The organism is Streptomyces sp. 1-11 (assembly GCF_007176755.1).
Taxonomy (GTDB): domain Bacteria; phylum Actinomycetota; class Actinomycetes; order Streptomycetales; family Streptomycetaceae; genus Streptomyces.
Window position 1 is genome coordinate 35,939 of record NZ_BJTV01000011.1, and the last position, 24,106, is coordinate 60,044.

Here is a 24,106-nt window from a genome sequence, read left to right on the forward strand (position 1 = left end):
GACCGGAGGACCCGGTCCGCTCCGCCGCCGACTCCCGAGGAACGCATGCCATGGCGCAGGTCCTGCGGCGTCTGCTGTCGGTGGGTGACACCTCCGACGCCCTGGTGGCCGCGGCGCCCCCGGTGCCCCTGCGTGAGGTGTTCCGGCGGTTCTGGCCCTACACCCGTGGCGGGCGGCGCTGGCTCGTGCCGCTCGCCCTGTTCAGCCTGGCCGGACCGGTCGTGGACGCGGCCGAGATCTGGCTCTTCAAGATCGTCGTGGACGATGTGCTCGTCCCCCGGGACCTGCGCCCCTTCCTGTGGATCGCCCCGGCCTACCTGGGGCTGATCCTCTGCTCCGGCATCCTGGGCTTCGGCGACAACGTGACGTCCACCTGGGTCAGCGAACGCTTCCTGCTCTCCCTGCGCTCGGACGTCTTCCGGCACGTCCAGGGGCTGTCGCTCGGCTTCTTCGAACGCCGGCGGCTCGGCGACGTGCTGTCGCGGGTCACCGGCGACGTCGACGCCGTGGAGACGTTCCTGCTGTCCGGGGTGGCGGACGTCCTCTACTACGTGATCCGCCTGGGCGTCTTCCTCGGGCTGCTGTTCTACCTGCGCTGGGACCTGACCCTGCTCGCCCTCGCCATCGTGCCGCTGTTCTGGGGCGCCGCCCGGCACTTCTCGCGGCTGATCAAGGCGGCGTCGCGGGAACGCAGGCGGCGCAGCGGCTCGATCAGCGCGATCGCCGAGGAGTCGCTCGGCAATGTCGCCCTGGTGCAGGCGTACAACCGGCAGGGATGGGAGGAGCGCCGCTTCGAGCGGGAGAACCTCGGCAGGTTCCGGGCGGCGATGACGTCGGCCCGGATCCGTGCCGTGTACGGGCCGGTCGTGGAGATCATCGAGGTGGCCGGGGGCATCGCGGTGATGGGCCTCGGCACCTGGAAGCTGGCCCAGGGGCAGCTGACGCTGGGCGGCCTGCTGGTCTTCCTGGCACTGATCGGCAAGCTGTACGGGCCGGTCCGCGGCCTGTCCCACCTCGGCACCACCTTCTACGCGGCCTCCGCCTCGGCCGAGCGGATCATCGAGCTGCTGGACCAGCGCCCGCAGGTCGTCGAGGCCGCCGAGCCCCGGCGCATCGGCCGGGCGCGCGGCGAGGTGGAGTTCGACGGCGTCCGGTTCCGCTACCCGGGGGCCGCGTCCTGGGCCCTGTCGGACGTGTCCTTCGAGGTGGCGCCCGGCGAGACCCTGGCGCTGGTCGGGGCCAGCGGGGCGGGGAAGTCGACGGTCGCGAAGCTCCAGCTGCGGTTCTACGACCCCGACCGGGGAGCGGTCCGCCTCGACGGCCGGGACCTGCGGGAGCTCAGCCTCACCGACGTACGGGACAGCGTCGCCGTGGTGCTGCAGGAGACACTGGTGTTCCACGGCACCGTGCGGGAGAACATCGCCTACGGCCGGCCGGAGGCGACGCAGGCCGACATCGTCGCGGCGGCGCGCGCGGCGGACGCGCACGAGTTCATCGAGATGCTCCCGGACGGTTACGACACCCTGGTCGGCCAGCGCGGCCGGACCCTGTCGGGCGGGCAGTGCCAGCGGCTGGCCATCGCCCGGGCGATGATCCGGGACGCGCCCGTGCTGGTGCTGGACGAGCCGACCACCGGGCTCGACGTCCGCTCGGGCCGGCGGATCATGGACCCGCTGCGCCGACTCATGGCCGGGCGGACGACCGTCGTCATCTCGCACAACCTGCTGACCGTCCAGGACGCCACCCGCATCGTCGTGCTCGACCACGGCCGGGTCGTCGAGCAGGGCGCCCACGACGAGCTGCTCCGCCGCGACGGCGTCTACGCGCGCCTGCACCGGCTGCACGCCGACGGCGTCCCGTCCCCGGGGCGGGTGCCGTCGTGACCGCCCCGGCCCGGGCGCTCCCGCGGCCGGCGCCGGCCCTGGCGCCGGGCGCGCGGCCGGTCCCGGGCTACCAGATCCTGGCGCATCTGACCCGCACCGGCTGGCTGGACGTCCACGACGCCTGGAGCGAGGACCGGGACTGCCGGTGCGTGGTCAAGGTGGTGCGGCCGGACCGGCGGGACGAGACCCGGCTGGGCGAGCGGCTGCTGCGGGAGGGCCGGTGGCTGTGCGGGTTCAGCCACCCCCATCTGGTCCGCGGCTACGAGACCTTCGAGTCGCCCGAGCCGCTCGTGGTGCTGGAGACGCTGACCGGGGAGACGCTGTCCCACCTGGTGGGGCGGCTGCGGCACCGGGCGTCCGCCGCCGACGTGGCGCTCCTCGGCGTGCAGCTGTGCTCCGCCGTCCAGTACCTCCACCGCCGGGGCCTGCTGCACCTGGACCTCAAGCCGTCCAACGTGGTGGTGGACCGCGGGCACGCGAAGGTGCTGGACCTGGGTCTCGCGCGGCCTCCCGGCCCGGCGCCGGCGGGCGTGGGCACCTTCCGCTACCTGTCCCCGGAGCAGGCGCGCGGCGAGCCGCTGACGGCCGCCGCCGACGTGTGGGGCGTCGGCGTCACCCTGTTCGAGGTGGCCTGCGGCGAGCCGGCGTTCGGCCGCGGCGGGCGCACCGGGGAGGCGGACCGCCGGCGCTACCCCCAGCTGGAGGCGACCGCCCCGCCCGTCGCCGCCCGCCGCCGGCTGCCGCCCGCCCTCGCCGCCGCCGTCGACGCCTGCCTGCGCCCCGGCCCCGGAGCGCGGCCCGCGCTCGACGAGCTGTCCGCCGCCCTCGCCGACACCCTGCCCGGCACGCGACGCCCTCGCGGCTGAGGCCGTCACCGGGCGCCCGGGTCCCCGCGGGGTGCCCCGGGTTCACGCCTCGCCGGTGGTGATCCGGCCGGTCTCCAGCGGGGCGGTGGCGAGGACCGTGCCGTCCGGCGAGGTCAGGCGGGCGCCGGAGACCGCGGCGGCGTCGACGGGGGCCGCCACGCCCCAGGCGCCGCGCCCGTCGCGCACCGGGAACTCGCCGAGCCGCACCGTGGTGCCGTCGGAGCGCTCCAGCAGACAGGTGACCTTGCCGTTGTACCCGGCGCCGGGGCCGGTCAGGTCGACGGTCATGAACACCCAGCCCGGCCGGCCGGAATGGGCGTAGACCTCGCCGCCGGGCCCGCCTCCGGACCGGGCCGAGGTCAGATCGCCGACCAGCATGGTCTCGGTCGCGGCGGGCGAGGCCGTGACCTGCTCGACGGCGGTGCCGATGCCCCAGCCGGCGAACCCGGCCGCGACGGCGAAGGCGACGGCCGCCGAGGCCAGCCGCAGCCGGCTGCGCCGGACGCGGCCGTACAGTCCCTCGCGGAGACGGCCGGGCGCCCGCGCGTGCGGGCGCCCCTCGTCGGCGGTCGTGTCCCCGGTCAGGGCGCGCGCCGCCCGGGTCTCGAAGCCGGGGGGCGGCTCGCGGCCCGGCAGCAGGCCGATCAGCCGGTCGCCGACCAGGGTGAGGTGCTCGATGTACTCGCGGCAGTCCGCGCAGTGCTCCAGATGCTCGACGGCCTCGGCCCGTTCGCGGCCGTCGAGCACGCCGAGCGCCAGCTCGGCGCCGAGCTCCCGCAGTCTCCCGCAGGTCACCTCACAGGACATGGTCGCCTCGCTTCGGAGCGGCGAGGGTGGTCCGCAGTTTGCCCATGGCCGCCCTGATCCGCGTCTTGGCGGTGCCCAGCGGAATCTTCTCCTGTTCGGCGATCTGCTGGGCCGTCATCCCGTAGACGCCCGCCATCACCAGCGCACGCGCCTGCTCCCGCGGCAGCCGCGCCAGGGCGCTCCGGAGCTGGGACGAGGCCTCGTCGGCCAGCGCCCAGCGCTCGGGCGTCTCGGTGACGACGCCCAGGAGCGCCTCGATGTCCTCGGGCGCCACCGCCTGCGTCCGCCGGGCGCGGACGGCGTCGATGGCGAGGTTGTGCGCGATGGTCGTCAGCCAGGTCGTGACCGACCCGCGGCGCGAGTCGTAGATCTGCGCATGACGCCACGCACGCTCGAACGTCTGCTGGGCGATGTCCTCGGCGAGCTGCGGGTCACCGGTGACCGCCATGGCGACACCGAAGACCCTGTGCTGGAACCTCCGTACGAAGGCGACGGCGAGTTCCTCGTCACCGGTGGAGAGTCCGGACAGAAGAGCCTCGTCCGGAAGACGGTCCACCGGTGACCCGTAACCCGACACACCTCTGTATACGGACGGCCGCCGCCAGGGGATTGCGCCCCGGCTCCGGAAGATCACAAGGCCATTGTCCGCCGGTCGGGCGGGACCCGCACGCGGGTCACTGCCCGTTCTGTGCCAGCCGCAGCAGATGGTCGGCGAGCGCCTGGCCGCCGACCGGGTTCCGGCTGATCAGCAGCAGGGTGTCGTCGCCCGCGATGGTGCCGAGGATGTCGTGCAGCTCGGCCTGGTCGATCGCCGAGGCGAGGAACTGGGCCGCGCCGGGCGGGGTGCGCAGCACCACGAGGTTGGCGGAGGCCTCGGCGGAGATCAGCAGCTCCTGGGAGAGCCGCCGCATCCGCTCCTCCTTCGCCGACTCGCCCAGCGGGGCGCGCGGGGTGCGGAAGCCGCCCTCGCTGGGCACCGCGTAGATCAGGTCGCCGTCGTTGTTGCGGATCTTCACCGCGTTCAGCTCGTCGAGGTCCCGGGAGAGCGTCGCCTGGGTGACGCTCAGACCGTCGTCGGCGAGCAGCTTCGCGAGCTGGCTCTGGGACCGCACCGGCTGCCGGTTGAGGATGTCCACGATCCGGCGGTGGCGGGCGGTGCGGGTCTGCGGGACGGCGGGTCCGGCGCCCGCCGCCTGCTCGTGGTCCTGCGCCTGGCTCATCGTCGTCTCATTCCCCGGTTCGTCCGTCCCCGTCGGCTGCGTCGAGGATGCCGGGCAGTGCCCGCAGCAAGGCGCCCGTCTCGTCGTCGCGCAGGTTCAGCGGCGGCATGAGCCGTACGACGTCGGGAGCGGGCGCGTTCACCAGGAACCCGGCTTCCTGGGCCGCCTGCTGCACCTGTGGCGCGTGCGGCCCGGTGAGCACGATACCCAGGAGCAGACCCGCGCCCCGGACGTGGTCGACCAGCGGGTGGCCCAGCGACTCGATCCCGTCGCGCAGCTTCTCGCCCTGCCGCTTGACGTTGGCCAGGAGTCCCTCGTCCGCGATGGTGTCCAGGACGGCGAGTCCGGCGGCGCAGGCGACCGGGTTGCCGCCGAAGGTGGTGCCGTGCTGGCCGGGCCGCAGCAGCTCGGCGGCGCGGCCGAAGGCGACGGTGGCGCCGAGCGGCAGCCCGCCGCCGAGTCCCTTGGCGAGCGTGACGACGTCCGGCAGGACGCCTTCGTGGGCCTGGTACGCGAACCAGTCGCCGGTGCGGCCGACGCCGGTCTGCACCTCGTCGAGCACCAGCAGGGCGCCGGTGGCGGCGGTGATGGCGCGGGCCGCCTTGAGGTAGCCGGCCGCGGGCACCACGACCCCGTTCTCGCCCTGGATCGGCTCGATGATCACCAGGGCCGTCTCCTCGGTCACCGCGGCGGCCAGCGCCTGCGCGTCGCCGTAGGGGACGTGGGTGACGTCGCCGGGCAGCGGCAGGAACGGCTGCTGCTTGCCGGGCTGGCCGGTGAGCGCGAGGGCGCCCATCGTGCGGCCGTGGAAGCCGCCCTGGGTGGCGACCATGTGGGTCCGCCCGGTGAGCCGGCCGATCTTGAAGGCGCCCTCGTTGGCCTCGGCCCCGGAGTTGCAGAAGTAGACCCTGCCGTCCCGGCCGAAGAGCTGCAGCAGGCGCTCGGCGAGGGCGACCGGCGGCTCGGCGACGAACAGGTTGGAGACGTGGCCGAGGGATCCGATCTGCCGGCTGACGGCCTCCACCACGGCCGGGTGGGCGTGGCCGAGCGCGTTGACCGCGATGCCGCCGACGAAGTCGAGGTACTCCTTGCCGTCGGCGTCCCACAGCCGGGCTCCCGCACCGCGCACGAGGGGCAGCCGGGGGGTGCCGTAGTTGTTCATGAGCGCGCCCTGCCACCGCGCGGTCAGCTCCTGGTTGCCCGTCACGACTGCTCCCCCTCGGTCTCGTCGGGCACGACCATCGTGCCGATGCCCTCGTCGGTGAAGATCTCCAGCAGGATCGAGTGCTGCACCCGGCCGTCGATGACGCGGGCGGTGCGCACGCCGCCCCGCACGGCGTGCAGGCAGCCCTCCATCTTCGGGACCATGCCCGCGGACAGCTCGGGCAGCAGTTTCTCGAGCTGGGAGGCGGTGAGGCGGCTGATCACCTCGTCGGAGTCGGGCCAGTCCTCGTAGAGGCCCTCGACGTCCGTGAGGACCATGAGGGTCTCGGCCCCCAGTGCCGCAGCGAGTGCCGCAGCCGCCGTATCAGCATTGACGTTGTAGACATGTCCGTCGTCCTGTGACCTGGCGATCGAGGACACGACCGGGATGCGGCCGTCGGCGAGCAGTGCCTCGATGGTGCCGGTGTCGATCTCGGTGATCTCGCCGACCCGCCCGATGTCGACCAGCTCGCCGTCGATCTCGGGCTGGTGCTTGGTGGCGGTGATGGTGTGGGCGTCCTCGCCGGTCAGACCGACGGCGAGGGGACCGTGCTGGTTGAGCAGGCCGACCAGTTCGCGCTGCACCTGCCCGGCGAGCACCATCCGTACGACGTCCATGGCGTCCTCGGTGGTGACCCGGAGGCCCGCCTTGAACTCGCTGACGATGCCGTGCCGGTCGAGGGCGGCGCTGATCTGCGGACCGCCGCCGTGCACGACGACCGGCTTGAGGCCGGCGTGCCGCAGGAAGACGACGTCCTGGGCGAAGGCGGCCTTCAGGTCCTCATCGACCATGGCGTTGCCGCCGAACTTGATGACGACCGTCCTGCCGTGGTGCCGGGTCAGCCAGGGCAACGCCTCGATGAGGATCTGGGCCTTGGGCAGTGCCGTGTGTTTCCGCGTCGTGGTCATGAGGAGTAGGCGCTGTTCTCGTGGACGTAGTCGGCGGTCAGGTCGTTGGTCCAGACGGTCGCGGTCTCGTCGCCCGCGGCGAGGTCGGCGACGATGTGCACCTCGCGGTAGCGCATGTCGACCAGCTCGCGGTCCTCGCCCACGGAACCGTTCTTGCAGACCCAGACGCCGTTGATGGCCACGTTCAGCCGGTCCGGTTCGAAGGCGGCCTTCGTGGTGCCGATGGCGGACAGGACACGGCCCCAGTTCGGGTCCTCGCCGTGCAGGGCGCACTTGAGCAGGTTGTTGCGGGCGATCGAGCGGCCCACCTCGACGGCGTCGTCCTCGGTCGCCGCGTTGACGACCTCGATCCTGATGTCCTTGCTGGCGCCCTCCGCGTCGCCGATGAGCTGCCGGCCGAGGTCGTCGCACACCTGCCGGACGGCCTCGGCGAACTCCTCGTACCCGGGAGTGATGCCGGAGGCGCCGGAGGCGAGCAGCAGCACGGTGTCGTTGGTGGACATGCAGCCGTCGGAGTCGACGCGGTCGAAGGTGACCCGGGTCGCGGCGCGCAGGGCCTCGTCCAGCACCTCGCCGCCGAGGTCGGCGTCGGTGGTCAGGACGACCAGCATGGTGGCGAGGCCCGGCGCGAGCATGCCCGCGCCCTTGGCCATGCCGCCGACGGTCCACCCTCCCCCGGACTCCGTCCGGGGGGACCCGCAGGTCACCACGGACGTCTTGTGGACGGTGTCGGTGGTCTTGATGGCGATGGCGGCCTTCTCGCCGCCGTGCTCGCTCAGGGCGCCGGCGGCCGTCTCCACCCCCTTCAGGAGCTTGTCCATCGGGAGCGGCACGCCGATGAGCCCGGTGGAGCAGACGGCGATCTCGACGGCGCCCCGGCCGAGCACCTCGGCCGCCTTCTCCGCGGTGGCGTGGGTGTCCTGGAAGCCCTTGGGGCCCGTGCAGGCGTTGGCGCCGCCGGAGTTCAGCACGACGGCCGACACCTGGCCGCTCCTGATGACCTGCTCGGACCAGAGCACCGGGGCGGCCTTCACGCGGTTGGAGGTGAAGACGCCGGCGGCGGCTCGGCGGGGCCCGTCGTTGACCACGAGGGCCAGGTCGGGGTTGCCGTTCTCCTTGATCCCGGCGGCGATGCCCGCCGCCGTGAATCCCTTGGCTGCCGTGACGCTCACTGCATCTCCTTGTTCGCTTCTCCGCCCGCGCAGCGCAGCGGTGCGGCCATCGTCGTCGTCTGCGGCCCGGCGGCTGCACGTGCGTCGCTCACGGTGCGACTCCGATCGTGGAAAGTCCCGTGGTCTCCGGGAGACCCAGGGCGAGGTTCATGCTCTGCAGGGCGCCGCCGGCGGTGCCCTTGGTCAGGTTGTCGATGGCGCTGATCGCGATGACCCGGCCCGCGGCGTCGTCGTACGCGACCTGCACCTGCGCGGCGTTGGAGCCGTACACGGACGCCGTGGCCGGCCACTGCCCCTCGGGGAGCAGGTGGACGAAGGGCTCGTCGGCGTAGGCCTTCTCGTAGGCGGTGCGGACGGACCGCGCCGTCACCCCGGGGGCGGCCTTCGCGCTGCACGTGGCGAGGATGCCGCGCGGCATCGGCGCGAGGGTCGGGGTGAAGGAGACCGAGATCCGCTCCCCCGCCGCCCGGCTGAGGTTCTGGATCATCTCGGGGGTGTGCCGGTGGCCCCCGCCGACGCCGTACGGCGTCATGGAGCCCATCACCTCGCTGCCGAGCAGGTGCGGCTTGGGCGCCTTGCCCGCGCCCGAGGTGCCGGACGCGGCGACGACCACCGCCTCGGGTTCGGCGAGACGGGCCGCGTAGGCGGGGTACAGGGCGAGGGAGACGGCGGTCGGGTAGCAACCGGGTACCGCGATGCGCTTGGACCCCTCCAGCGCGGCGCGGGCACCCGGCAGTTCGGGGAGGCCGTAGGGCCAGGTGCCGGCGTGCGGGGAGCCGTAGAACCGCTCCCAGTCGGCCGGGTCCCGCAGCCGGAAGTCGGCGCCCATGTCGACCACGAGGACGTCCGGGCCGAGCCGCTCGGCGACGGCGGCGGACTGCCCGTGGGGCAGCGCCAGGAAGACGACGTCGTGCCCGGCGAGGTTCTCCGGCGTGGTCTCGGCCAGCACCCGGCCGGCCAGCGGCAGCAGGTGCGGCTGGAGCTCGCCGAGCCGCCGGCCCGCGTTGGAGCTCGCCGTCAGGGCCCCGATCTCGACCTCGGGGTGCGCGAGGAGCAGCCGCAGGACCTCACCGCCCGCGTACCCGCTCGCTCCGGCCACCGCCGCACGTACCACCATGTCCATCCTCCTCCGGATGGCATGACTATACGGATTGCTGCACGTTTATGCAATCGTCCCGGACTCGCCTGCGCTTTGGCCTGCCGAAGCGCCGTGGGGACCCGGTCCCCGGGAGTAGCGTGGGCGGCAGGGATCTTCGGGACACGGGGGGTCGTCATGGGATCTGAGGCGGCGCCGTCCGGGTGCGGCAGCGTCCGGGTGCGCGATGTGGTGCGCGACGTGGTGGCGGAGACCGCCCCCGAGGAACTGCCGGTCGTCGCGGGGCTGGCCCACCTCGACGACGCGGTCGTCCTGCGGCGGCTGGAGCGCGGGGGCCGGGGACGCCCGGATCCGCTCGGTTTCGGCCTGGGCGAGATCACGGTGCTGGTGGCCCCGGTGGTGTGGCTGGTGGTGGACCAGGCGGCCCGGCAGATCGGAAGCGCCGCCGCGGAGAGCACGACGGCCGGCCTGAGGTCGCTGCTGCGCAGGAGATCGCGGCGCGGGAGTCCCGCGGTGACCGTCCCGCCGCTGACCCCCGGCCAGCTCGCCGAGGTCCACCGCCGGATCACGGAGACGGCCGGGCGGCGCGGGCTCGCGCGGGAGCGCGCGGAATCGCTCGCGGACGCGGTGGTCGCGAGACTGGCGCTGATCGCGCCGGAGGAGCGGACGGACCCGCCCGCGGCCCCGGCCGCGCCGCGAGAGCCGGCGGACGCGGGCAGAACCCTGACCGCACCGGCCGGGGACGCCGACCAGTCGCAGGGCTAGCCGGCGGTGGCAGCGGACACGGGGACGGCTTGCGGTGACACGCGGCCGGTCGGCGACGGCACCACCGTGCGGTTCGCCGTTCTGGTGATCCTGATCCTGGCGACCAGCGGCCTGATGCTGATGTACGTCGCCATCTGGTGGGTCTCGCACGCCGACTCCTCCGGCTGCGGCCTCGCCGCGGGGCTCGACCCCAGCCACCCCTCCGATCTGCAGGCCGCCGTCAGCCAGATCAACCAGGGCATGGCGTACGCGAACTGCCAGCGCCGCTTCGCACAGCCGCCGCCGTGGTGGGTGCCCGTCTCCTGGCTGGCCCTGCTGGCCGCCGCCGCCGTCGCGCTGTTCGGCTGGCTGCCGGTGTGGAAGGCCCGGCGGAGCCGGGTGGTCCCGCTGGCCGCGGTGGACGGGGACGGGGAGATCCGGCGCGTCCTGGAGGAGGTCGCCTCGGTGGCCGGGGTGGCCCGGATGCCGCGTGTCGTGGTGGACCCGGCGGCCGCCTCCGTCGGGGCGCTGGTGTTCGGCCGCACCGGGAAGCCGGTCCTGAGCCTGCACGGCGGCCTGCTCGCCCGCCGGGTCCGCGACCCCGAGGGCTTCCGCGCGGTCCTGCTGCACGAGTTCGCCCACATACGCAACGGGGACATCACCCTCACCTACGCGACGGTCGCCCTCTGGCGGGTCTTCCTGGCCCTGGCCGCTCCGCCGTACCTGGTGGGGCTGGCCATGATCCTCTTCAACGGGCTGCGGTCCGGCAGCCGGTTGCTGGCGGTCCCCTCGCGCAGTGTCCTGCTGGTGGCCTTCCTCACCGCCCTGGTGTACCTCGCGCGGTCGGACGTCCTGCGCAGCCGGGAGTTCCACGCCGATCGCGCCGCGGCGCGCTGGGGCGCCGACCCCCGCGGCTGGCACGGCACGGCGCCGGCGAAGAGGGGCGGCGTGCTGACCCGCGAACTGGCCACGTTCGCGGGTCTGTGGCGCCCCCATCCCCGGTGGGACCTGCGCCAGGACGCCCTGACGGACGCCGGTCCGGTGTACGGCGTCTTCGCCCTGCCGATGTTCCTGACCGGCGCCGGCGCCGTTCTGATCAACACCCAGCTCCTGGCCGCCCCGATGCCGTACGTCCAGTACACGGTCGGCCAGCTCGTCGGGCAGGCGGCTGCGCTGGTGGCGGCGGGCACGGTCGCGGGGGTCGTCGGGACCGCCCTGTGGCGGGCGGTGATCCACGCGGTGCTGACCGGGCGCCGCCCTCCCTCCGGCATCCGGGCGGGGCTGTGGCTGGGGGCCGGCATGACCGTGGGCAACCTGATCAGCGGTCAGGGCACGATCGCGCAGTTCTTCCCGAGCCGGAGCACGCTGCTGCTGCAGTTCCTGCTCGGCGGCCCCGCCTTCACCTGGTGGACCGCTCAGTGCGCCCAGCTGTGGGTCAGGACGTGGCGGGGGCGCACGCTCCGGCCGGCCCTGGTCGTGAGCCTGGTGGCGGGCGGACTGGCACTGGCGCAGTGGTTCACCTGGTGGCACGGCTACGGGGTGCGGCTCGCGACCGGATGGTGGTACGACCCCGCGGGGTTCCGGCAGTGGCTGGAGCAGGTGTACCCCGGCCCGGCCGCGGACCACCGGACGATGCTGTCGGCGATCGCCCTCGTCTCCCCGTTCATGCTGAATCTGGCGCAAGGAGTGCCGCTCGTCGGCCTCGCGGTCGCGGCCCTGTGGGTCGTGCCGCTGGCGGCCTGGGCGCTCCGCCCTCGTCCCGGCGCGCCGCCCTGGACGCGCGGCGCCGCACGCGACATCGAGGGCGCCGTGGAGCCGCCTGCCGAGGCCCTGCCCGGGATGCGCCGGGTGATGCCGCCGAGCCTGCTGTGCGGGGTCGGGTGCTGGGCCGTCGTGGTGGCGGTGCTGTTGATCCCGCAGGCCGGCGTCTCCGGGGCCGATCCGCGGCGGGCCAGCGTTCCGGGGCTGCTCTTCCTCGCCTGGACCTTCGTCGCGCTGACCGCGGCGGCCCTCACGGCCGCCGTGGTCGCCGCCGTGCGGGCGGACCGCTACCGGCTGCTCGTCACTCTCGCCGCCGCCCAGACCACCGTGCTGGTGGGCCTGGCCGCCCCGGTGGCGCTGCTGACCTTCGACGGCTGCGTCGACCGGTTGAGCCTCTTCGAGTCGTCCTGCGGATGGCGGCCCGGCAGGCTCGCCGGCTGGACGGACTCCCACACCGTCCTGGACTTCGCGGTGATGACCGTGACCGTCGCGGCCTTCGTGGTGGCCGCGACGGTGTCGGCCGTCCGCAGGGCGCCCGGGCTCCGGCGGCGGCCCGCCTCCCCGGCGCCGCGGGGGAGGGAGGGTCCGCGCGTGCGCCGCGTCCTGCCGGCGGCGCTGTGCGCCCTGGCGCTGACGGTCTCCGCGGCCCGGGCGGCACACCAGGAGGAGGTGGTCGCGGCCAGCTCCGACGTCCGTCACTGGCAGGAGTCCGCCCTGCGCGACTCGCAGGAGCAGGCCCGGAAGGTGCAGCCCAGGATCAGGACCGGGCCGGTCTCCCCGCGGATCAGGGCGATGCAGGTGAACGCCTGGAGCCGGCTCGGCGGGGAGGAACTCCTGAAGCGTGTCCGCCGCGAACGGGACGGCATCGCCGCGATCGGGCGGGTGTTCGTCGCCGGGAAGAAGCCGCCCTCCTACCTCGATCGCATACGCCCCAACTGTGAGCGCATCGGCCGGACGGTCCTCGACGCGGCCTCGTACTTCGACGTCCCCGACCCCCAGGCGCAGAAGCTGTGGGAGCGGTTCATGCTCAACGCCGCCTACACGACCCTGAACTGCCGGAAGGCCCTTGCCCACCTGGACGCCGACCGTTTGAAGGAGGCGCACGACGCCCTCGGCACGTCGTTCCGCGAGCTGCGCGCGGCCTGCCTCCTCGGCGAGGCGATCGACTCCCGGATCAAGGCGGTCGAACGCGCGGGCGGCATGTAGTGCGGGGCGGCACTCGGTCCAGGCCCGGACCGGCACCCGGTGCGGCCGCGGGGCCGCCTCGCCGGCCGGGAGGCCGGGCCGGCCGGGTGGGGTGCGCCGGGCGCGGCCGGCGCGTCAGCGGCCCGGCGGGGCCGCCCGGACCGGGACGCTCCGCCAGGCGAGGGCCGCGGCGGACAGGTAGGCGAGGGCGCCGGCGGCCATGGCGGTGCGCAGGCCGGTGCCGTAGTCGGTGCCGGTGGCCAGGAGGCTGCCGCCCAGGGCGACGCCGGTGGCGCTGCCGACCTGGCGGGTGGTGTTGAACAGGGCGGAGGCGGCGCCCGCGTAGGCCGGGGGCGCCGCGCCCATCACGGTGGCGGTCGAGCCGGTCAGCGCGAAGGACGTGCCGAACCCGGCGGCCATCATGGGGAGCACCAGCAGCGGGTACGCGGGATCCGGCCCGGCCGCGGCCCAGCCGGCCAGCCCCAGGGCGCCCAGGAGCATGCCGGAGACCACCAGCGGACGGTCGCCGGTGCGGCGGCTCAGCCGCCCGGAGAGCACGGAGGCGAACATCGTCATCGCCACCGCGGGGAAGAGGGCCAGCCCGGTCCGCAGGGCGCTGTAGCCGCGCTGGTGCTGGAAGTACAGGCTGGCGGTGAAGACCATGCCGTAGAAGGCGAAGTTGAACAGCAGGCCGACGGCGGCCCCGCCGCTCATCGCCCGGGAGCGCAGCAGCGCCGGCGGGAGGGCGGGAGACCGGGCGAGCCGCTCGCGCACGGCGAACGCCGCCACGGCGAGTGCGGTCAGGGCGAGACCGGCGAGCACGGCCGGGTCGGTCCAGCCGCGCCGCCCCGCCTCGTTGAGCGCGGCGGTGAGCAGCGCCACGGCCGCCACCACGGCGCACTGCGCCGGCCAGTCCAGGGCCCGGCCGGGGTGCCGCGGCGAGGGCGCCACGAACCGGGACGTCAGCACCAGGCAGACCACGCCGACCGGCAGGTTGATCAGGAAGACCCAGCGCCAGCCCGCCGTGGAGACCAGCAGCCCGCCCAGCAGCGGCCCGGCGGAGGCCGCGATGCCGGCCATCGACCCCCAGAGCCCGAAGGCCCGTGAGCGGGCGGCCGGCTCCGGATAGGCCTCCTGGAGCAGGGCGAGGGAGCCGGGCACGATCAGGGCCGCGCCGAGCCCCTCCAGCAGCCGGGCCGCGACCAGCAGGGAGGCGTCCGGCGCGGCCGCGCACGCCGCCGAGGCCGCCGTGAACACCCCGGTGCCCGCGCGGAAGACGCTCCGGTTGCCCAGCCGGTCGCCCAGCGCGCCGCCGGTCATCAGGAAGCCGGCGAAGACCAGGGTGTACCCGTCCGTGATCCACTGGATGCCGGTGAGCGAGGCGCCGAGGTCCCGGCCGACCACCGGCACGGCCACGTTGATGATCGTGACGTCCAGGATGACCATGAAGTACCCGGCGCACACGGCCAGCAGCGGCGCCGTGGAGCGCGGCGCCGCCGACGGGGCCGGGCCGGGCGGCGCGGGCCCGCCGCCCGCGGACTCAGCGAAGGGCACGTCGCCGACTCCGTCCTCGGTCCGGGGAACCCCTGAGCGGTGAGCATGCTAGGCGGCGCGGGCGCGCCGATCGACGACCCCGGGCCGCCGGGCGGCCCGCATGGACCGGACGGACCAACCGGCCGCGGCCGGCCGGGGCCGCGGCACGGTCCGCTCAGCGCCGCCCGCCGAACTCCCAGTCGTGGACCTCGACGGCGGCGTACTCGTCCGGGGCCAGGACGGCCCGGGCGGTCTCCGGGTCCGGGGCCCGGACCAGGGCCGCCGTGCCCAGCCAGGTGGCGCCGTCGTCGGAGAGCAGCGGCCCGAACGCGATCAGGTCGTCCCGCCCGGGCGGCACCTCGGGCCCGGTGGTCCCCCGCGCGCCGAGCCCGAGCACCAGGTACCGGTTGCCGCCGGCCGCCCCGCCGGGGAAGTCCCACATGGTACGCCCCAGCAGGTCGCGCCACCGGCGCAGCAGCACGTCCCGGTACACGCCGGCCTGGTGGTTGGGCTCGTCGAAGGCGAACGCGCGGGCGGCGGCGGGGCCGGGCAGGTCGACGATGTGCACGCTGCCCGTGGGCGTGCCGTCCCCGGCGAAGGTCGGGCCGCGCGCGATCAGTTCCGCCGCGTACCGGTCCATGTACGACCAGTGCTCCTCGGTCAGTTCGCCGCGCAACGCCGTCGAGCCGGGCCGGTCGCGGTGGTAGCAGAAGAACTCCATGCCGTGGACCCTGGCGTACCGCGGGCCCGTGTCTCAACCGGATTCGGGCGTCACGCCGAGAGGCGCGGCCGGTCGCCGGCGCTCCTGCCGCCGGGCAGCATGATGCGGCGGGACACCACGAACGTCACCGGGATCGCGGCGGCGGAGGCGAGCAGCGGGGCGAAGCGGCTCCCGGCGTGCAGGACGTCCACGATCACGTACACGCCCGCGGTGGTGACGAGGAAATTGGTGACGTTCGTCAGCGGGAACAGCAGGAATTTCCGCCAGGTGGGCCGCGTCCGGTAGGTGAACCGCGCATTGAGGAAGAAGGATCCGACCATGCTGAGCAGGAATGCCAGAACGTGCGCGCCGAGATAGGGCAGCCGGTGCAGGAACAACAGGTAAAGGCCGTAGTAGACGGCCGTGTTGACGACACCGACCACGGCGAAGGTGACGATCTGTCTCAGAATCAAGGGATGAGGTCTTTCGTTCGTTCCACGTTGGTCGCCTTGACCAGGAAGTGCGGACGCCCCTTCACCTCGTAGTAGATGCGGCCGGTGTACTCCCCGATGACTCCCAGCATGACCATCTGCACGCCGGCGAGGGCCGTGACCGCGGTGATGATGGTCACATAGCCGGGGGTGTCGACGCCGTTGACGAGTGCGGCGCCCACGATCCAGGTGGTGTACAGGCCGGCGCACAGCAGCAGGCCCATGCCGAGCCAGAGGGCCGCGCGCAGCGGCCGGTTGTTGAAGGACAGCAGGCCGTCGAGACCGTAGTTGAGCAGGCTGCGCAGGTTCCAGGAGGTGCGGCCCGCCTCACGCGCGGCGTTCTCGTACTCGAAGGTGGTGCTCGGGAAGCCCACCCAGGCGAACAGGCCCTTGGAGAAGCGGTTGTACTCGGTGAGGGCCAGCACCGCGTCCACCACGCGGCGCGACATCAGGCGGAAGTCGCCGACGCCGTCGACCAGTTCGACGTCGACCAGGCGGTTGACGAGCCGGTAGTACAGGCGGGCGGTGAGGGTGCGGGTGAGCCGGTCGCCGGCGCGGGTGCGCCGGGCGATGACCTGGTCGTGGCCCTGCTCGCGCAGCCGGACCATGCGCTCGATCAGCTCGGGCGGGTGCTGGAGGTCGGCGTCCATCACGACGACCGAGTCGCCGCCGGCGTGCCGGAGGCCGGCCAGCAGGGCCGCCTCCTTGCCGAAGTTGCGGCTGAAGGAGACGTACCGCACCCGGGAGTCGCGCCCGGCGAGGTCCTCCAGCACGGCGAGGGTGCGGTCGCGGCTGCCGTCGTCGACGTAGACGAACTCCATGTCGTGCCCGAGCGGCAGCAGTTCGTCGGCGGTCCGCTGGACCGCCTCGTGGAACCGTTCGAGGACGGCCTCCTCGTCGTAGCAGGGCACGACGATCGATATCAGCATGACGGGTCTCCCCCAGGGCGCGGTCGGAGCACGGTGGTCACGCGCTCGCGTGGCGGTGTGGTCGGGTGCGGTGCCGGGACGCGCCGGCGGCGCACGGCCCCGAGCACGGCGAGCACGGCGAGCGTCAGGAGCGAGCCGGCCCCGACGACTGCGCCCAGCCGCAGGCCGGGCGGGTGGAAGGTGCAGGTCAGCGAGGTGGAGGCGCCGTCGAGCGGGACGGCGATCAGTCCGTGGTACGACTCGGCGGGCCGGGGCCGGCCGTCGCCCGCGGCGCACCGCCAGCCGGCGGTCCGGGGGACGGCCACGACGGCGGTACCCCGGCTGCGGGCGGGCAGTTCGGCGCGCAGGGTGCCGTCGGAGACGGTGACCCGCGTGGCGCCGGTGGCCGTCAGGCGGGCGGCGGCGGCGCGCAGGCGGCCGGTGTCCAGGCAGCCGACGGCGCCGCCGGGGACGCGGCCGGGCCGGTCGGGGGTGAGCGTGACGCGCAGCCGTCCGGACGCCGGGGCGGGTCCGAGCGGCTCCATGGCGGCGCGGTTGCGCGGGTGGGCGAACCGGAAGCGCGCGTCGGCCCGGGCGCCGTCCAGGCGCGCGGTGCCCGAGAAGTGCGGGGCCCACAGGAACACCTGGCTGCCGGCCGGGCAGCCGGCCGTGACCGTCGGGTGGGCGAGCGCGTTGCCGGTGCCGACCCCGCCGCCCGGTGCGGGCCGCCCCGCGTCGTCGCGCACGGTGGTCCGGGGCACGGTGTAGACGCGGCTGCCGAGCAGCAGTTCCTGGTTGCGGTAGGGCGACGGCCCGAACCCGGTACGCGCGGGTGCGTCGCGCACGGTCACCAGGGGCGGCACGTCCCGCCGGGTGACGGTGACCGGTCCGCCGCCGCCGTCGTGCGGCGGCCTCGACTGGTGCGGGTCCGGCGGGGAGTGCACCCGGGCGCCGACGGAGAAGACGACGTCGGTGACGGGGTTGTCCAGGCTCTGCACGCTCCGGCCGCGGGAGGTCCAGCCGCCGCCGAGCGCGGTGAGGGTGCGGCTGAGCACGTCGGAGGTGAGGCTGCTGTAGTACTGGGCGCCCTGGCCGCCGACCAGCAACGGGTCGTTGGCGACGGTCTGTTCGCGGCCGGGGTCGGTGCGGTACCGGGGCCACCCGTCGGCCCGGGCGATCGCCGCCGCCTGCCGCTGCTGCCGCGGCCCCCAGGGCGCGTAGTCGTCGAGGTGGGCGAGGCGCGCCCGGGTGGCCACGGCGGAGGTGGCGGCGCTCTCGCCGAGCTGTGCGCCGAGCAGGAGCACGGCGGCCAGCCCGGCCAGGGCCCGCGCGCGCCGCCCGGAGTCCGCGCGGCCCAGCAGGGCCAGGCCGCCGAGCGCCCCGGCGGCGGCGAGCAGCAGCACCGGCCAGGTGTGCGGGCGCACCAGGTGGCTGCGGCCGGCGAGGACGGCGACCAGGGCGAGCAGCGCGGCCGCGGCGGCCAGGACGCGCGGGGGCGGCGGGCCGTACGAGAGGGTGTGCCAGGCGGCGATGACCAGCAGTCCGCACACCACGAAGGCCTGCCGGTAGGGGCTGCCCTGCGGTGTGGCGAAGGCATGCCACAGGAGATGGGTGGGCGTCCACTGCAGTGACAGGGTCACCAGCAGCACGAGCAGGGTCCAGCCGGTGCGCACCCGGGCCGGGACCGCGCGGTGGAACGGCAGGGCGAGAGCGAGCAGCAGGGCGGTCAGGCCCACGTAGAGGGCCGGGGAGCCGAAGCCGTAGGTGGTCGGCAGCAGCCGGGCCAGCAGGTCCTCGTCCGGTACCGGGCTGAACGCGTGGAACCTGCCGGGGTAGGCGTGTTCGGTGCCGAAGTAGACGACGGCGACCAGCGGGGCGGCGAGGCCCATGCCGAGGGCGGCGGTGAGCGCGGCCCGGCCGGCCGCGGCGAGCGCACGCCGGCGGGGCGGGTCCGCGAGCAGCAGGCGCAGCAGCAGGACCAGTCCGGCGCCGAGGGTGGCCATGTAGGCGGTGTAGAAGTTGGCCGTCCAGGCGAGGGCCACGACGAGGACGCCGAGCACCCGGCGGCGTCCGGCGAGCGCCCATTCGCCGGCCAGGCAGAGCAGCGGCAGGGCGATGAGGCCGTCCAGCCACATGGGGTTGTACGAGGCGTCGGCCACGCTCCAGCCGCACAGGGCGTAGGAGGCGCCGAGCAGGCCGGCCGCCCACCAGCGTCCGGGGCGCAGGGCCAGGAGCAGCCAGGCCATGGCGGCGCCGGCCGACGCGGTCTTCAGGACGGTGATCACGTAGACCGCGAGGTCGATCTCGTTCCGCGGGAAGACGGCGACGAGCAGGGCGAACGGGCTGCCCAGATAGGTGCCGAGGTCGGGCAGGAAGCCGGCGCCGTAGCCGGACTGCCAGTTGACGAGGAGGCCGCCGTCGGCGCGGCCGTGCAGCAGGTCCCACAGGTGGGCGTGGAACGGTATGTACTGGTTGCCCAGGTCGTTGACGTCACGGGTGCGGGGGCCGAAGGGCCGGCTGCGCGCGAGGACGTCGGCGGCGCAGAAGGCGGTGACGGTGACGACGGCGGCGAGCAGGGCGGCGCGTGCCGTCGTGCGCGGCCCCTCGGGCCGGGTCGTGCGGTCCATTGTTCGGCAGGCCCCCAGCGAATTCGAATTCCTCGATCTTCTCGTTTTCGCCGTATCAGACGGGGCCTGATCAGGGATGGTTGTGCGCACATCGAGAAGTGAGGCTTTCCGTTCCGAATACGTTGAACGCGTCGTGAATTTCTCGGCGCCCCGGAAAACACGGAATTTCGGGAAGATGTTTTCAAGGTGAATCGACGTTCTGTACGGCGCGGGCGGGAGGCGTGCGCGGCGGGTCTTGACCTGGAGTGCGCTCCAGCTCCTAGCGTTCCGGTGACGGCGAACGGCGGCCGCGTCCGGCGGCGGCCCGGAAGGGATGTACGACATGAGCGAGAGCACCACGCGTGACGAGCGTTTCGCCCACGGCCTGGCGGTCCTGCGGACGGTGGACGGCGAGGCCGGGCAGCGGGTCGTCGACTCGCTCGCGGACGTCAGCCCGGAGCTGGGCCACCAGGTCGTCTCCTGGGCCTTCGGGGAGATCTACGACCGGCCGGGACTGGCGCCGCGCGACCGCCAGCTCGTCACGCTGGGCGTCCTCACGGCGCTCGGCGGCTGCGAGGCCCAGCTCGACGTGCACGTGGGCGCGGCCCTGAACGTGGGTCTCACTCCGGAGGAGATCACGGAGGCGCTGCTGCACTCCGCCGTGTACTGCGGCATGCCGAGGGCGCTGAACGCCACGTTCGCCGCGAAGAAGGTCTTCGCCGAGCGCGGGCTGCTGCCGGTGGGGCAGCCGCCCGCGCCCGGGGCGGCCTCCACCGCCCGGCCCTGAGGGACGCGGCGGAGTCCGCCGGGAAGGCGTCGCACTGGGAGGCGTGCTCCGAGGCCGCCCCGGGGCGGCGCGGGACCCGCTCGTAGACTCGGGGCATGCATGAGCCGATGCCTCGCCGGCCCGCCGGGCGGCAGTCGCCCGCCGGGCCGCCGGACGGGCCCGCGGCCGGGGTCCCGATAGGACCGGCGGTGAGCGATCTCGTGCCGGTGCCCGACGTGCTGGCCCATCTGGCCGGGCGCTGGCGGGTGGAGCGCCGGGTGCGGGACCTGGCGGGCGGGGACGAGGGGCGGTTCACCGGGGTCACCGTGTTCAGCCCGCTCGACGGCGGCGGCCTGCTGCACGAGGAGTCCGGGGAGTTCACCTGGCGGGGCGTGGCACGGCCCGCGACGCGGACGCTGCGCTTCCTGCCTGGGCGGGAGCCGGGCACGGCGGACGTGCGGTTCGCGGACGGCCGGCCCTTCCACGAGCTGGACCTGACCTCGGGGCGGTACGTCGCCGCCCACCCCTGCGCGGCCGACTTCTACCGCGGCGAGTTCACCGTCACCGACGCCGACCGCTGGCGGACGGTGTGGCGGGTGGGCGGGCCCGCGAAGGACCTGGTGCTCACCACGGACTACGTGCGCGAGGGCTGAGCGAGGACGCCGTCGAGACGGAGGTTCCAGCGGCCCGAGCGGCCCGCCACGGTGGTCACCGACAGCGGGCGGACGTCGATGTTCCAGTACGCGGCGGGCGGCGCCTTCAGGGCGTACACCAGGGCCGCGCGGATCACCGAGGGCTCCGTGACCGCGACGATCCGGCCGCCGTCGTCGGCGGGGCGCGTCTCGAGCCAGCCGCCGACCCGGGAGATGAAGGCGAGCAGCGACTCGCCGCCGTGCGGTGCGGAGCGCGGGTCGGCGAGCCAGGCGTCCACGGACTCCGGCTCGCGGGCCATCGCCTCGCCCAGCGTCAGCCCGCGCCAGCGGCCCATGTCGCAGTCGCGCAGGGCGAGCTGGACCAGCGGGGCGTATCCGAGGGCGTCGCCGGTGGCGCGGCTGCGCGGGGTCGGTGAGCAGTAGCGCAGTTCGGCCGCGGCCAGCGGCAGCAGGTCCCCGGCGGCGCGCTGCACCTCGTCCCAGCCGGCCTGGTCCAGCGGCCGGTCGTCCTCGAAGCGCTCCGCGAGCAGCGGGGAACTGCGCGCCGCGGCGACGAACGTCACCCGAAGTGGCATGCCGTGATGGTGGGCCCAGGGGGTATCCAGGTCAAGGGCTGCCGTACGGATGTTACCGAGGGTAGGAAGCCGCTCACTCGAAGGAGTGCACCATCCAGCGCCCGGGGTGGTCGACCGGCCGGAAGCCGAGTCTGGCGTACACCTCCTGCGCGTCCTCGGTGGCCAGCAGGATGCGGCGCAGCCCGTAGGGCCGCAGGTGCTCGCGGATCAGGCCGACGAACGCCGTGCCCACTCCCTTGCCGCGCACGGCGGGGTCGACGTACACGTCGGCGAGCCACGCGAACAGCGCCCGGTCGGTCACCACCCGCGCGTACGCCACCTGCTCCCCCGAGGCCGCGTCGTACACGCCGAAGTTGACCGACTCCGCCATGGCGCGCTCGTGCTTCTCGCGGGGTCTGCCGAGCGCCCAGTAGGCGTCGGACGACAGCCAGCCGTGCACGCGGTCCACGTCCACGCGGCCGGTGTCGGCGGAGAACTCGTAGCCGTCGGGCAGCTCGGGTGCGTCGCTCATGCCGGCATCCTCACAGGCCGCCGGGCCCGGCGTCGACCCCGTTTCGCCGCCGGACCGGTGGGTTCGGCCCTCGGCGCGCCGCGGCCGACGGCGGCCCGGCCGTGCGCCCCGGGGTCAGCGGGCGCCGCGCCGGAACACCTCGTCGCAGGCGGTCCGCAGGCGGCGCACGCCCTCCGCGATCTCGCCGGTGCCCGCGACTGCGGCGAAGCTGAGGCGGAGGTGGCCGGCGGGGGGCTCGGCGCTGAAGTAGGGGCGGCCCGGGGTGACGGCGACGCCCGCGCGCAGCGCGGCCGCGGTGAGGGCGGACTCCGCCCCGGGGCCCGAGCCGCCGGCGCCCGCCGTGCCGTCGGGGAGGCGCACCCAGAGGTGGTAGCCGCCGGACGGGATGTGAGGCAGGGACAACTCGGGCAGGTGGCGGGCGAGTTCGGCGGTCATGGTGTCGCGGCGCGCTTTCAGCTCGGCCGACAGCGCCCGCAGGTGGCGCGGCCAGGCCGGGGAGCCGACGAGTTCGAGCGCGGCCTCCTGCAGCGGCCGGGGCACGAAGAAGCTGTCCACCACCTGGATGGCCCGCAGCCGCTCCAGCACCGGCCCGCGGGCGGCCAGTGCGCTCACCCGGAAGCTGGGCGAGGTCGCCTTGGTCAGCGAGCCGACGTGGACCACGACGCCGTCGGGGTCGTCGGCGGCCAGTGGGCGGGGCAGCGGCCCGGCGTCCGCGTGCACCATGCGGCGCACGAAGTCGTCCTCGACCACGAAGGCGCCCGCCGCCCGGGCGATGCGCAGCACCTCGGCGCGGCGGCCGGGGGCGAGGACGGCGCCGGTCGGGTTCTGGAAGAGCGGCTGGCAGACGAAGACCCGGGCGCCGGTCGCCCGGAAGGCGTCGGCGAGCAGGTCGGGGCGCACCCCGTCGGGGTCGACCGGCACCGGGACCGGGCGCAGCCCGGCGGCGCGGGCCAGGGCGAGCATGCCCGGGTAGGTGGGCGATTCGACGAGCACCGGGGCGCCGGGCGGGGCGAGCGCCCGCAGGGCGGTGGCCAGCGCCGACTGCCCGCCGGCCGCGATGAGCACCCCGGCGGCGGTGACCGCGCCGCCGATGCCGCGCGCGAACCACTCCCGCAGCTCCGGCAGCCCCTCCAGCGGGGGTCTCTCCCAGGCGCCGGGCCGCCGCCCGGCGCGGGCGAGGGCGGCGGCCATCGCCCGCTCCGGCTGCAGGGAGGGGTGCGGGTAGCCGCCGCTGAACTCCAGGACGCCCGGCGGCGGCGCCGCCAGCGAGACAGTGACCCCGGAGGCGTCCACCGTGCGCGGCGCCGGCTCGGCGCCGTCGGCGCTCAGCGCGACCTCCTGCCAGGAGGTGTCCCCGGCGGGCGCGGCGGCGGCGCGCGGCCCGGCCCGGAAGGCGCCGGCGCCGGGCCGGGTCACCACCAGTCCCTCGGCGGCGAGCTGTGCCAGGGCCCGGGAGACGGTCACCGGGCTCACCCGGAACCGCTCGACCAGGGCCCGGCTGGACGGCAGCTTTCCACCAGGTGAGTAGCGGTTCACTTCCCGGCGGAGCTGTTCTGCCAGTTCGCCCACGCTGCTACGCTCATGCATGAGAGCACAGAGTAGCGCTACTGCCGCGACCTCGATAGCAGTCACCGCCCCCGCCGCCGAGCGCCCGGGCTTCGGGGCCGGACAGGCCGCGCTCGGCGTCCTCGCCTTCTCCCTGACGTTCCCGGCCACCGCCTGGGGCCTGGAGGGCTTCGGGCCGTGGACGCTGGTGGCCGTCCGCAGCGTGCTCGCCGCGCTGGTCGCGGGCGGGTGTCTGCTGGCCCTGCGCGTGCCGTTGCCCGAGCGCCGCCATCTGCCGGGCCTCGCGGTCGTCGCCGCCGGCGTGGTGTTCGGCTTCCCGCTGCTGACCACGCTGGCCCTGCAGACCTCCACCACCGCGCACGCCGCCGTCGTGGTCGGCCTGCTGCCGCTGACCACCGCCGTCTGCTCCGCCCTGCGCACGGGCCACCGCCCCGCGCGGCGGTTCTGGCTGGCGGCGCTGGCGGGCGCGGCGGCCGTGGTCGCGTTCACCGTCGGCCAGAGCGGCGGCGCGCTCACCGCCGCCGACGGTTACCTCTTCGGCGCGCTGCTGGTGTGCGCGGCCGGGTACACCGAGGGCGGCAGGCTGGCCCGGGTGATGCCGGGCTGGCAGGTCATCGGCTGGGCGCTGGTGCTGTGCCTGCCGCTGAGCGTCCCGGGTGCCGCGCTGGCGCTGTCGTACGAGCCGGTGCGGCTGACCGCGCACGCGGTGACCGGCCTGCTGTGGGTGGCGGTCGGCTCGCAGTTCCTCGGGCTGGTGGTCTGGTACCGGGGCATGGCGGCCATCGGCGTCCCGCGGGCCAGCCAGTTGCAGTTGGCCCAGCCGCTGCTCACACTGGTGTGGTCGGCGCTGCTGCTGGGCGAGGGCCTCACGGCGGCCGCTCCCCTGACCGCCGTCGCCGTGCTCGTGTGCATCGCCGTGACCCAGCGGGCGTGACGTGAGGAGGGCCTGCC

22 protein-coding genes are annotated in these 24,106 nt (G+C 74.9%); 7 read left to right on the forward strand and 15 right to left on the reverse strand.

Going from position 1 to position 24,106, the window contains the following annotated elements; all coding sequences use genetic code 11:
- Nucleotides 1-50 precede the first annotated feature (50 nt).
- Nucleotides 51-1,883 (forward strand): ABC transporter ATP-binding protein, encoded by a 1,833-nt coding sequence (locus TNCT1_RS36010; protein ID WP_216856677.1) that lies wholly within the window; start codon nt 51-53, stop codon nt 1,881-1,883.
- Complete coding sequence (locus TNCT1_RS36015; RefSeq protein ID WP_235902845.1) at nt 1,880-2,749, forward strand: serine/threonine-protein kinase; 870 nt, start codon at nt 1,880-1,882, stop codon at nt 2,747-2,749. Before TNCT1_RS36010 ends, TNCT1_RS36015 begins: the two co-directional genes overlap by 4 nt.
- A gap of 42 nt (nt 2,750-2,791) precedes the next feature.
- On the opposite strand, the gene TNCT1_RS23010 is transcribed toward TNCT1_RS36015, so the two are convergent.
- The 7 genes from TNCT1_RS23010 to argC form a co-directional block, all read right to left on the reverse strand.
- Nucleotides 2,792-3,556 carry a zf-HC2 domain-containing protein gene (locus tag TNCT1_RS23010; protein WP_143635220.1) on the reverse strand — a complete coding sequence of 255 codons (765 nt, stop codon included), beginning with the start codon at nt 3,554-3,556 and terminating at the stop codon, nt 2,792-2,794.
- Nucleotides 3,546-4,133, reverse strand: coding sequence for an RNA polymerase sigma factor (locus TNCT1_RS23015; protein WP_143635222.1), 588 nt, complete (start codon nt 4,131-4,133; stop codon nt 3,546-3,548). The genes TNCT1_RS23010 and TNCT1_RS23015 overlap by 11 nt, the downstream gene beginning before the upstream one ends.
- Before the next feature lie 97 nt (nt 4,134-4,230).
- Entirely contained in the window at nt 4,231-4,776 is a 546-nt protein-coding gene (locus tag TNCT1_RS23020; protein ID WP_143635224.1) for an arginine repressor, read from the reverse strand.
- Between the two features lie 7 nt (nt 4,777-4,783).
- On the reverse strand, nt 4,784-5,938 hold the full coding sequence (locus TNCT1_RS23025; protein ID WP_235902860.1) for an acetylornithine transaminase: 1,155 nt from the start codon (nt 5,936-5,938) through the stop codon (nt 4,784-4,786).
- Nucleotides 5,939-5,979: 41 nt separating this feature from the next.
- Nucleotides 5,980-6,888 (reverse strand): acetylglutamate kinase, encoded by a 909-nt coding sequence (gene argB, locus TNCT1_RS23030; protein WP_143635228.1) that lies wholly within the window; start codon nt 6,886-6,888, stop codon nt 5,980-5,982.
- Nucleotides 6,885-8,060: a bifunctional glutamate N-acetyltransferase/amino-acid acetyltransferase ArgJ gene (argJ, locus tag TNCT1_RS23035; RefSeq protein ID WP_143635230.1), complete on the reverse strand. Its 1,176-nt coding sequence runs from the start codon at nt 8,058-8,060 to the stop codon at nt 6,885-6,887. The genes argB and argJ overlap by 4 nt, the downstream gene beginning before the upstream one ends.
- A gap of 88 nt (nt 8,061-8,148) precedes the next feature.
- On the reverse strand, nt 8,149-9,177 hold the full coding sequence (gene argC / locus TNCT1_RS23040; protein ID WP_143635232.1) for an N-acetyl-gamma-glutamyl-phosphate reductase: 1,029 nt from the start codon (nt 9,175-9,177) through the stop codon (nt 8,149-8,151).
- 156 nt (nt 9,178-9,333) lie between these two features.
- Between argC and TNCT1_RS36020 the strand changes: the two genes are divergently transcribed.
- Together TNCT1_RS36020 and TNCT1_RS23050 are read left to right on the forward strand one after the other, a co-directional pair.
- Nucleotides 9,334-9,921 carry a hypothetical protein gene (locus tag TNCT1_RS36020; RefSeq protein ID WP_216856678.1) on the forward strand — a complete coding sequence of 196 codons (588 nt, stop codon included), beginning with the start codon at nt 9,334-9,336 and terminating at the stop codon, nt 9,919-9,921.
- 6 nt (nt 9,922-9,927) lie between these two features.
- On the forward strand, nt 9,928-12,867 hold the full coding sequence (locus tag TNCT1_RS23050) for a M48 family metallopeptidase (RefSeq protein ID WP_143635234.1): 2,940 nt from the start codon (nt 9,928-9,930) through the stop codon (nt 12,865-12,867).
- Nucleotides 12,868-12,981: 114 nt separating this feature from the next.
- Here TNCT1_RS23050 and TNCT1_RS23055 read toward each other — a convergent pair whose 3' ends face one another.
- The 5 genes from TNCT1_RS23055 to TNCT1_RS23075 all read right to left on the reverse strand — a co-directional run bounded on the left by TNCT1_RS23055 (nt 12,982) and on the right by TNCT1_RS23075 (nt 19,105).
- Nucleotides 12,982-14,400, reverse strand: coding sequence for an MFS transporter (locus TNCT1_RS23055; protein ID WP_143635235.1), 1,419 nt, complete (start codon nt 14,398-14,400; stop codon nt 12,982-12,984).
- Between the two features lie 154 nt (nt 14,401-14,554).
- Nucleotides 14,555-15,100 (reverse strand): YciI family protein, encoded by a 546-nt coding sequence (locus TNCT1_RS23060; RefSeq protein WP_143635236.1) that lies wholly within the window; start codon nt 15,098-15,100, stop codon nt 14,555-14,557.
- 50 nt (nt 15,101-15,150) lie between these two features.
- The gene (locus tag TNCT1_RS23065; RefSeq protein ID WP_143635665.1) at nt 15,151-15,546 is read right to left on the reverse strand and encodes a GtrA family protein; all 396 of its coding nucleotides are present in this window, start codon (nt 15,544-15,546) and stop codon (nt 15,151-15,153) included.
- 2 nt (nt 15,547-15,548) lie between these two features.
- A complete protein-coding gene (locus TNCT1_RS23070; protein ID WP_143635237.1) occupies nt 15,549-16,499 on the reverse strand; it encodes a glycosyltransferase family 2 protein in 951 nt (316 codons plus the stop codon).
- Complete coding sequence (locus tag TNCT1_RS23075) at nt 16,493-19,105, reverse strand: YfhO family protein (RefSeq protein WP_143635238.1); 2,613 nt, start codon at nt 19,103-19,105, stop codon at nt 16,493-16,495. The genes TNCT1_RS23070 and TNCT1_RS23075 overlap by 7 nt, the downstream gene beginning before the upstream one ends.
- 322 nt (nt 19,106-19,427) lie before the next feature.
- On the opposite strand from TNCT1_RS23075, the gene TNCT1_RS23080 reads away from it, so the two are divergent.
- Together TNCT1_RS23080 and TNCT1_RS23085 are read left to right on the forward strand one after the other, a co-directional pair.
- Nucleotides 19,428-19,871 (forward strand): carboxymuconolactone decarboxylase family protein, encoded by a 444-nt coding sequence (locus TNCT1_RS23080; RefSeq protein WP_143635239.1) that lies wholly within the window; start codon nt 19,428-19,430, stop codon nt 19,869-19,871.
- A gap of 188 nt (nt 19,872-20,059) precedes the next feature.
- Nucleotides 20,060-20,503 carry a DUF6314 family protein gene (locus TNCT1_RS23085; protein WP_143635240.1) on the forward strand — a complete coding sequence of 148 codons (444 nt, stop codon included), beginning with the start codon at nt 20,060-20,062 and terminating at the stop codon, nt 20,501-20,503.
- On the opposite strand, the gene TNCT1_RS23090 is transcribed toward TNCT1_RS23085, so the two are convergent.
- From TNCT1_RS23090 to TNCT1_RS23100, 3 genes are all read right to left on the reverse strand, one after another.
- Nucleotides 20,485-21,078: a histidine phosphatase family protein gene (locus TNCT1_RS23090; protein ID WP_143635241.1), complete on the reverse strand. Its 594-nt coding sequence runs from the start codon at nt 21,076-21,078 to the stop codon at nt 20,485-20,487. The two genes, TNCT1_RS23085 and TNCT1_RS23090, sit on opposite strands and share 19 nt — an antisense overlap.
- Before the next feature lie 73 nt (nt 21,079-21,151).
- Nucleotides 21,152-21,589, reverse strand: a complete 438-nt coding sequence (locus tag TNCT1_RS23095) for a GNAT family N-acetyltransferase (RefSeq protein ID WP_143635242.1) — start codon at nt 21,587-21,589, stop codon at nt 21,152-21,154.
- A gap of 114 nt (nt 21,590-21,703) precedes the next feature.
- Nucleotides 21,704-23,176 carry a PLP-dependent aminotransferase family protein gene (locus TNCT1_RS23100; protein ID WP_143635243.1) on the reverse strand — a complete coding sequence of 491 codons (1,473 nt, stop codon included), beginning with the start codon at nt 23,174-23,176 and terminating at the stop codon, nt 21,704-21,706.
- On the opposite strand from TNCT1_RS23100, the gene TNCT1_RS23105 reads away from it, so the two are divergent.
- Nucleotides 23,175-24,089, forward strand: coding sequence for a DMT family transporter (locus tag TNCT1_RS23105; protein ID WP_143635245.1), 915 nt, complete (start codon nt 23,175-23,177; stop codon nt 24,087-24,089). The genes TNCT1_RS23100 and TNCT1_RS23105 overlap by 2 nt on opposite strands.
- Nucleotides 24,090-24,106: the final 17 nt, after the last annotated feature.